The organism is Corynebacterium sp. HMSC074H12, from assembly GCF_001813755.1.
GTDB lineage: Bacteria > Actinomycetota > Actinomycetes > Mycobacteriales > Mycobacteriaceae > Corynebacterium > Corynebacterium hiratae.
Genome location: NZ_KV813873.1, coordinates 1 through 397, shown reverse-complemented (window position 1 = coordinate 397; position 397 = coordinate 1). Strand labels below are relative to the sequence as shown.

The following is a 397-nucleotide window of genomic DNA, read 5'->3' as shown; positions in this document are numbered from 1 at the left end:
AGAGGTCACAGTCTGAGCCTTATCGTTGATGTCCTTGTGCTCAGCGATGACATTCGGGTTCTTCGGATCAGTACCCGGAGTCTCCTTGCCCTCCTTGTCGACCTCAACAGAAGTCAACTCCTCAAAGGCAACCGCAGCCTCAACCGGCTCCGTTACAGACTCATCAACGATGATCTCAACAACAACCTCACCATTGGCAGCATCCGGAGTAAAGGTCTTCTTACCCTCACCCAGAACAGTCTTGCCATCAGCCTTAGAAATCAACTCAGCATAAAGGGTGTATTCCTTACCCGGAACCAGACCCTCATACGTCACCGTATCGTTAACCTGCGCACCAGCAACAACCTGAGTTGCACCGTTCGCAAAATCAGCATTCGTCGAAATCTTCGGCTCAACA

Annotated in this window: 1 protein-coding gene; it reads right to left on the bottom strand. The window is 50.9% G+C overall.

Annotated features, from left to right (window positions below; all coding sequences use genetic code 11):
* Window positions 1–397: VaFE repeat-containing surface-anchored protein (locus HMPREF2932_RS00175; protein WP_168166978.1), on the bottom strand; the 397-nt coding region annotated here is incomplete at both ends.